This window comes from Proteus sp. G2609 (genome assembly GCF_963896135.1).
GTDB lineage: Bacteria > Pseudomonadota > Gammaproteobacteria > Enterobacterales > Enterobacteriaceae > Proteus > Proteus mirabilis.
The window spans coordinates 1-5,450 of sequence record NZ_CAWQNB010000046.1 but is presented as its reverse complement, the minus strand read 5'-3'; the positions used below and the strand labels follow the sequence as shown (position 1 = coordinate 5,450).

The window sequence follows — 5,450 nt, the reverse complement described above, 5'->3', positions numbered from 1 at the left end:
TGTAACGGCGAGTCACCCGTCCTGCTTGCTGTTGCTGAAATAGCTGTAGCATCGCCCCTTGTGGTTTTGAATATACAAGGAGCGATATGCTAAACTAAACAACTATTGTTGGCTTATGAAAGCTTATCTATCCATTTAAATGTAATATTTATAGGATCTAGTTCTAACGTTCTTTTACCGCAATTAGAATCAAAGTCACCATAAATTTTATTATCTTTTATACTCAATGTTTCCAATCCATAACCAAAACAAAAAGCAATTGAAATATCATTTAAATACAGTGAAATAGATACTGTTTTATCCATAGAGTATACAAAAAATAATTTGATGCCTTCTTTACTAAAAGTATAATTCCATTGTAAAAAATCCACATCAAAACTATCTGGCTCTATTCCAAAAATATCTAATATTTGGTTATCAAATTGTTCAATCATAATTTAGGGATCATCATTGTTAATCTTAAAGTTCCATCATTCATCACTTACCAAGTAGATTCAAAGTGAGCAAACTTTCCACTAGGCCCTGCAAAAAGAGAATCTTTAATTATAAAAGTTAAATTTTCACCATTAACTATTTTGGTAAATTGATTAAAAATATACGAAAAAAACTCCAATTTGTTTTGGTAAAATATAGGTGGCCAACTTAGCTCTTAATTCATCGAAAACTTCGATTTCAAGCTCAACTAAATAAATATTATTTAATTTTATTAGATTATTTAAATCACAGATAAAACATGTAAGTACAGCTTCACCAAGGGAAATTGTCACTTCTTCAATTATTGGATTCTGTGCAATTACTTTTATATAATATTTTATATATCATTAAAGTCTAGCACATGGAAATATATCTGATAACTTTTTTTTGTATAACTCTATACTATTAATATCACTACTAAACTTTCTGTACTGATTAAAATAAATACTAAGCCAATATACTTGTATATAAGTAAAGTACTCAGACTTGTTTTCACTTGAGATAATTACAATCTGATTCAATATTTCTTTAACCCTCTTTTCATTCCAAGGTTTGTCTTGGTCATTTTTTATGATTCTTTTTAACTTTGAATAAACCCTACTAAAATATTTTATTTTAGTAGGGGAATTAGGCTCTTCATAATTAATAAACAAAGCTGATTCAAGATCATTAACTAGAATGTCATCAATGAAATTCGATTTACTATTACTAGCGCTTTTAATATAGTCAACAAATTTTTCGCATTGAGTTGATTCAACTACAGGAACAATAACTGTTTCATGATATAAAATTTTAAGATATTTTTCTTCAATAGTGCTATATATTTTTATAAGTGAATCATCATCGAGGTCAATTAATTCCATAATTGGCCAAAAAAATGACTCATCCAAATTATACCACATATTGACTAGAAGGATTTCATCACATTTTATTTTAATTTCATTCATTCTATATTTCATATTAGTACAAGTCCATCATGGTTGAATTGTGTTATCAGGGAATATAGAGCCTCCCCCTTTAGGGTCGCGGACAATACGAATAAATACACCATTATGCGTACCTGAGACCATAACTCCCCCAGAAGGCATATCAACTCGGACACTATTCGATGATCTCCATATTGCTTGCCCTGCATCTTTAATATCAGCGTCACTCCAGTTTTCAGGAAACCATGACTGCGCTGTCCCTGAGCGTTTTGCTTTCGATGCGTGACTCGGTATATTTCCCACTCGAACACCATTTGGAAAGGTTTTTCTATCTCTTGGAGGCATAGAGCTAGCTTCTTTCCAATCTCCTTTTGCGGAATGGTTAATAATATCATCATTTATAAAACTAGATGTTACTGGAGCCCCCTTATTCCCCTTACCACCCGTCAGCCCAAACGGATCAACCCACCCCGTCGGACAATGCACATACCCATACGGATTCAGCCCACCCAATAACCCTATGGGGTCTGGGGAAAGATACTGCCCTGTTTCCCTATCATAATAGCGAAAGCGATTATAATACAAGCCACTTTCTTCATCTTCATATTGCCCCGCAAAGCGAAAAGGACATTCGGTATAATTAGAGTCATTCTCCGCCTTGCCCTCTCGGTAACGCCAAAACTGCATTTGGCCCCACGTATTCAACCGTCCTGCCCAACTGGCTTGTCCGCCTTCACTGAATATCTCTTGCGGGGTTCCTTGGTGGTCGGTGACTACATAATGCAGTTTACCCTGTTGATAACGCGCGGTGGGCGTTATTTCTCCGGGTTGATACAGCCATTGGATTTGCTGAGACGTAGCAAGAGTACTGTCCACTCCCCATAAATAGAGCCATTCTCTGGGGCAAAACCGCGTGTATGGACAATTTTTTAATTATGCGGAGGAGCGATAACAAAACTGTACCACCGCCCGCGATACACCTTAGAGGCCGTGGTTAAAAGGCGCAGATTTGAGACAGTTTTCACCCTTATCGTGAAGATTTTAAACAAGTGTTTGGTATTGATACCGGACAGCAAAGCGCCCGAGTAATTAAACAACAAAACTAACAGTAGCAAGCGCAACTGAGTGCAATAAAAAACACGATACGCTGGCTAATGGTGGAATAATATATCAGTAGCTAAAGTGTAAGCTGAACCGCTCTTAAAAACGAAGAAGCCAGAAGATTGGAAGATCTTCTGGCTATAAACTTTTATTATTCAACTTCATAAAAGGTCATACAAAAACCTTCTTCTCCATATAAACCATCATCAGTGATAATAAATGCAAATGTTTTATTTGGGTAAAGGCTTTTTAATCTAATACCCCAAAAATACTTTAGAACCTCACTGAATTCAGTCATTAATACTTCACTAGAACAAGCTGCATCTTCAGTTGTAGATAGAAAGAAATCATTGAATGAAAAAACGTTATTAACCTTTTCCAAGGTTTTTTTATCTTTACCGTACCCCTCATATGGTGTCATTTTTCCATCATTATTCTCACATCGATAAATAGCACCATCAATTTCAATAATCTCAGGACAAAATAATCCTGCACAGGCTAAAACTGCTTCTAATCCCACACAATTCGAAACAAAATTAGGTAAGCTATAGTTCAACGGAAAAGGAGTTGGAAATATCGCTATAAGAGCATTAGATACTATACTTGGATAATTTTTCATTTTCACTCCAATAACTTTTTAATTTCATCGGGTATTTCTCTATTTGCAAATTTCGTATCACTTCCAGTTCTATAATGATACTGTCCTCTTGGATCCTTATTCCACTCGACAATTTTAATTCGCTCCTTAGATATGTCAGCCATTCGTCTACCATCAGATCCGTAAACAATTACATGTCCGCCTGTTGTTTTAGAGTAAGTACCAGGCTCTCCTATTGCAGGTAACTTATTACCACTTCTTCCAGCATTAATTATCTGCCCATCAAATTTTAGATTTCTAAAATACTCTAAATCTAAAACTTGACCTTTAGCATCAACCAAGAATCGGGGGTTATTTTCAACTGATGCATTATTAAGTTTTGAAGTACCACTCAACCCAAACGGATCAACCCACCCCGTCGGACAATGCACATACCCATATGGATTCAGCCCACCCAATAACCCTATAGGGTCTGGAGAAAGATACTGCCCTGTTTCCTTATCATAATAGCGAAAGCGATTATAAAGCCACTTTTTTCATCTTCATACTGCCCCGCAATGCGAAAAGGACATTCGGTATAATTAGGGTCATTCTCCGCCTTGCTCTCGCGGGGTTCCTTGGTGGTCGGTGACCACATAATGCAGTTTGCCCTGTTGATAACGCGCGGTGGGTGTTATCTCTCCGGATTGATACAGCCATTGGATTTGCTGAGACTCCGCAAGAGTGCCATCGGCATATATCGGCGTTCCTTCTATCAGTTGGTCTCCCGACCATAAATAGCGTCACGCTTTATTGACACCAGACAGCGAAGATATTCGAGCGATTAAGCAGCAAAATCAACAACAAGTGCAACTCTGTACGAGAAAACACTCAATTTGCGAACTGATGGTAGAGTATATAACTAGCTTACCGATAGACTATGGAATTTCAAAAGGATAATAAACATTGCCTTTATTATCCTTATATTAATTGAAAAATGAAATGTTAATTCTATCTATATAAATACAAACATATTTATTTTCATAAAATGAAATTTCATATAACAAATCATCTTGAAGAATTATATTAGATATAATAATTTTATTTTCTAGCAAATAACCATTTAATTCGTATGCAAAAGAATCACCTATTTGTTTTGGTAATATATCAGTGGCCAACTTAGCTCTTACTTCATCGAAAATTTCGAGTTCAAGCTCAACTAAATAAATTTCATTTAACTTTATTGGATTATTTAGGTTACAAATAAAACACGTAAGTGTAATGTCACCAAGTGAAATCGTTACTTCTTCTTCAACATTTGGATTTAATGAAACTACTTCTGCATAATATTTCATGTATTATAACCCATTAGCATCTCTAGGTATAAGATTGATAACTTTTTCATCTTTATTACCATTGAGTAATTTCCAAACGTCTTTACCACTTTTTGTGTGTATAGTTGCTATCTGACCTTGAGGGTTAATACCTACAAATGCCATTTGTACATCACCTCTTTTCGTATTTCTCATGTACATTACATAGCCAGTACGGTATTGTTCTAATGGTTTGTAATAGTACTCAACTTTATGACCTTTTTCTATTACATCTCGGCCAATTTTTAAATATTCAGCTTCTGAAGTAGCTCTGAACTCATGGCCATGTTTTTCGAAATGCTGAGTTAATTTTTGGGAGTCGGCGAAATTAGCATTTTGAAATGCATTTAATTGAGACGTTCCACTCAACCCAAACGGATCAACCCAACCCGTCGGACAATGCACATACCCATATGGATTCAGCCCACCCAATAACCCTATCGAGTCTGGGGAAAAATACTGCCCTATCTCCTTATCATAATAACGAAAGCGATTATAAAGCCACTTTCTTCATCTTCATATTGCCCCGCAAAACGAAAAGGACATTCGGTGTAATTAGGATCATTCTCCGCCTTGCCTTCTCGGTAACGCCAAAACTGCATTTGGCCCCATGTATTCAGCCGTCCTGCCCAACTGGCTTGCCCGCCTTCACTGAATATCTCTCGCGGGGTTCCTTGGTGATCGGTGACCACATAGTGCAGTTTGCCCTGTTGATAGCGCGGTGGGCGTTATCTCTCCGGGTTGATACAGCCATTGGATTTTCTGAGACACCGCAAGAGTACCATCGGCATATATCGGCGTTTCTTCTATCAATTGGTCTCCCGACCATAAATAGCGCCACGTGGTGATTTTAGGCTTAATCTGCGGAAATAATGGGTCTATATGGGCTAAGTCACTGTCAACGGTTTTGGTTTTACTCAAACGTCGACCAAAAGCATCATAAGTATAGTGCCAACAATCCCCTTTCGGTGTAAAGCATGCGGTCAGCTGATTTTGTGT

General features: G+C 36.7%; 7 protein-coding genes and 3 pseudogenes. All 10 read right to left on the bottom strand.

Annotated features, from left to right (window positions below; translation table 11 throughout):
• Nucleotides 1–113: 113 nt before the first annotated feature.
• Nucleotides 114–434 (bottom strand): hypothetical protein, encoded by a 321-nt coding sequence (locus AACV01_RS17820; RefSeq protein WP_161682261.1) that lies wholly within the window; start codon nt 432–434, stop codon nt 114–116.
• 387 nt (nt 435–821) lie between these two features.
• Nucleotides 822–1,421 (bottom strand): hypothetical protein, encoded by a 600-nt coding sequence (locus AACV01_RS17815; protein WP_161682259.1) that lies wholly within the window; start codon nt 1,419–1,421, stop codon nt 822–824.
• Nucleotides 1,422–1,448: 27 nt separating this feature from the next.
• A pseudogene (locus AACV01_RS17810) lies at nt 1,449–2,294 on the bottom strand (RHS repeat-associated core domain-containing protein); the annotation flags it as partial.
• A gap of 358 nt (nt 2,295–2,652) precedes the next feature.
• Nucleotides 2,653–3,120, bottom strand: a complete 468-nt coding sequence (locus tag AACV01_RS17805; protein WP_161682257.1) for a hypothetical protein — start codon at nt 3,118–3,120, stop codon at nt 2,653–2,655.
• A 2-nt stretch (nt 3,121–3,122) separates the two neighbouring features.
• The gene (locus AACV01_RS17800) at nt 3,123–3,494 is read right to left on the bottom strand and encodes a hypothetical protein (RefSeq protein ID WP_049196492.1); all 372 of its coding nucleotides are present in this window, start codon (nt 3,492–3,494) and stop codon (nt 3,123–3,125) included.
• Nucleotides 3,489–3,878, bottom strand: a pseudogene (locus AACV01_RS17795) (RHS repeat-associated core domain-containing protein); the annotation flags it as partial. The pseudogene AACV01_RS17795 and the gene AACV01_RS17800, both read right to left, overlap by 6 nt.
• 186 nt (nt 3,879–4,064) lie before the next feature.
• On the bottom strand, nt 4,065–4,433 hold the full coding sequence (locus tag AACV01_RS17790; protein ID WP_012367873.1) for a hypothetical protein: 369 nt from the start codon (nt 4,431–4,433) through the stop codon (nt 4,065–4,067).
• A 3-nt stretch (nt 4,434–4,436) separates the two neighbouring features.
• Complete coding sequence (locus AACV01_RS17785) at nt 4,437–4,820, bottom strand: hypothetical protein (RefSeq protein ID WP_185969118.1); 384 nt, start codon at nt 4,818–4,820, stop codon at nt 4,437–4,439.
• Nucleotides 4,821–4,915: 95 nt separating this feature from the next.
• Nucleotides 4,916–5,143 (bottom strand): RHS repeat domain-containing protein, encoded by a 228-nt coding sequence (locus tag AACV01_RS17925; RefSeq protein WP_442956606.1) that lies wholly within the window; start codon nt 5,141–5,143, stop codon nt 4,916–4,918.
• Nucleotides 5,100–5,450, bottom strand: a pseudogene (locus tag AACV01_RS17920) (hypothetical protein); the annotation flags it as partial. The pseudogene AACV01_RS17920 and the gene AACV01_RS17925, both read right to left, overlap by 44 nt.

Coding starts and splice junctions, on each gene's coding strand:
- AACV01_RS17805 (WP_161682257.1), bottom strand. CDS start 3,120: ATGAAAAATTATCCAAGTATAGTATCTAATGCTCTTATAGCGATATTT.
- AACV01_RS17815 (WP_161682259.1), bottom strand. CDS start 1,421: ATGAATGAAATTAAAATAAAATGTGATGAAATCCTTCTAGTCAATATG.
- AACV01_RS17820 (WP_161682261.1), bottom strand. CDS start 434: ATGATTGAACAATTTGATAACCAAATATTAGATATTTTTGGAATAGAG.
- AACV01_RS17790 (WP_012367873.1), bottom strand. CDS start 4,433: ATGAAATATTATGCAGAAGTAGTTTCATTAAATCCAAATGTTGAAGAA.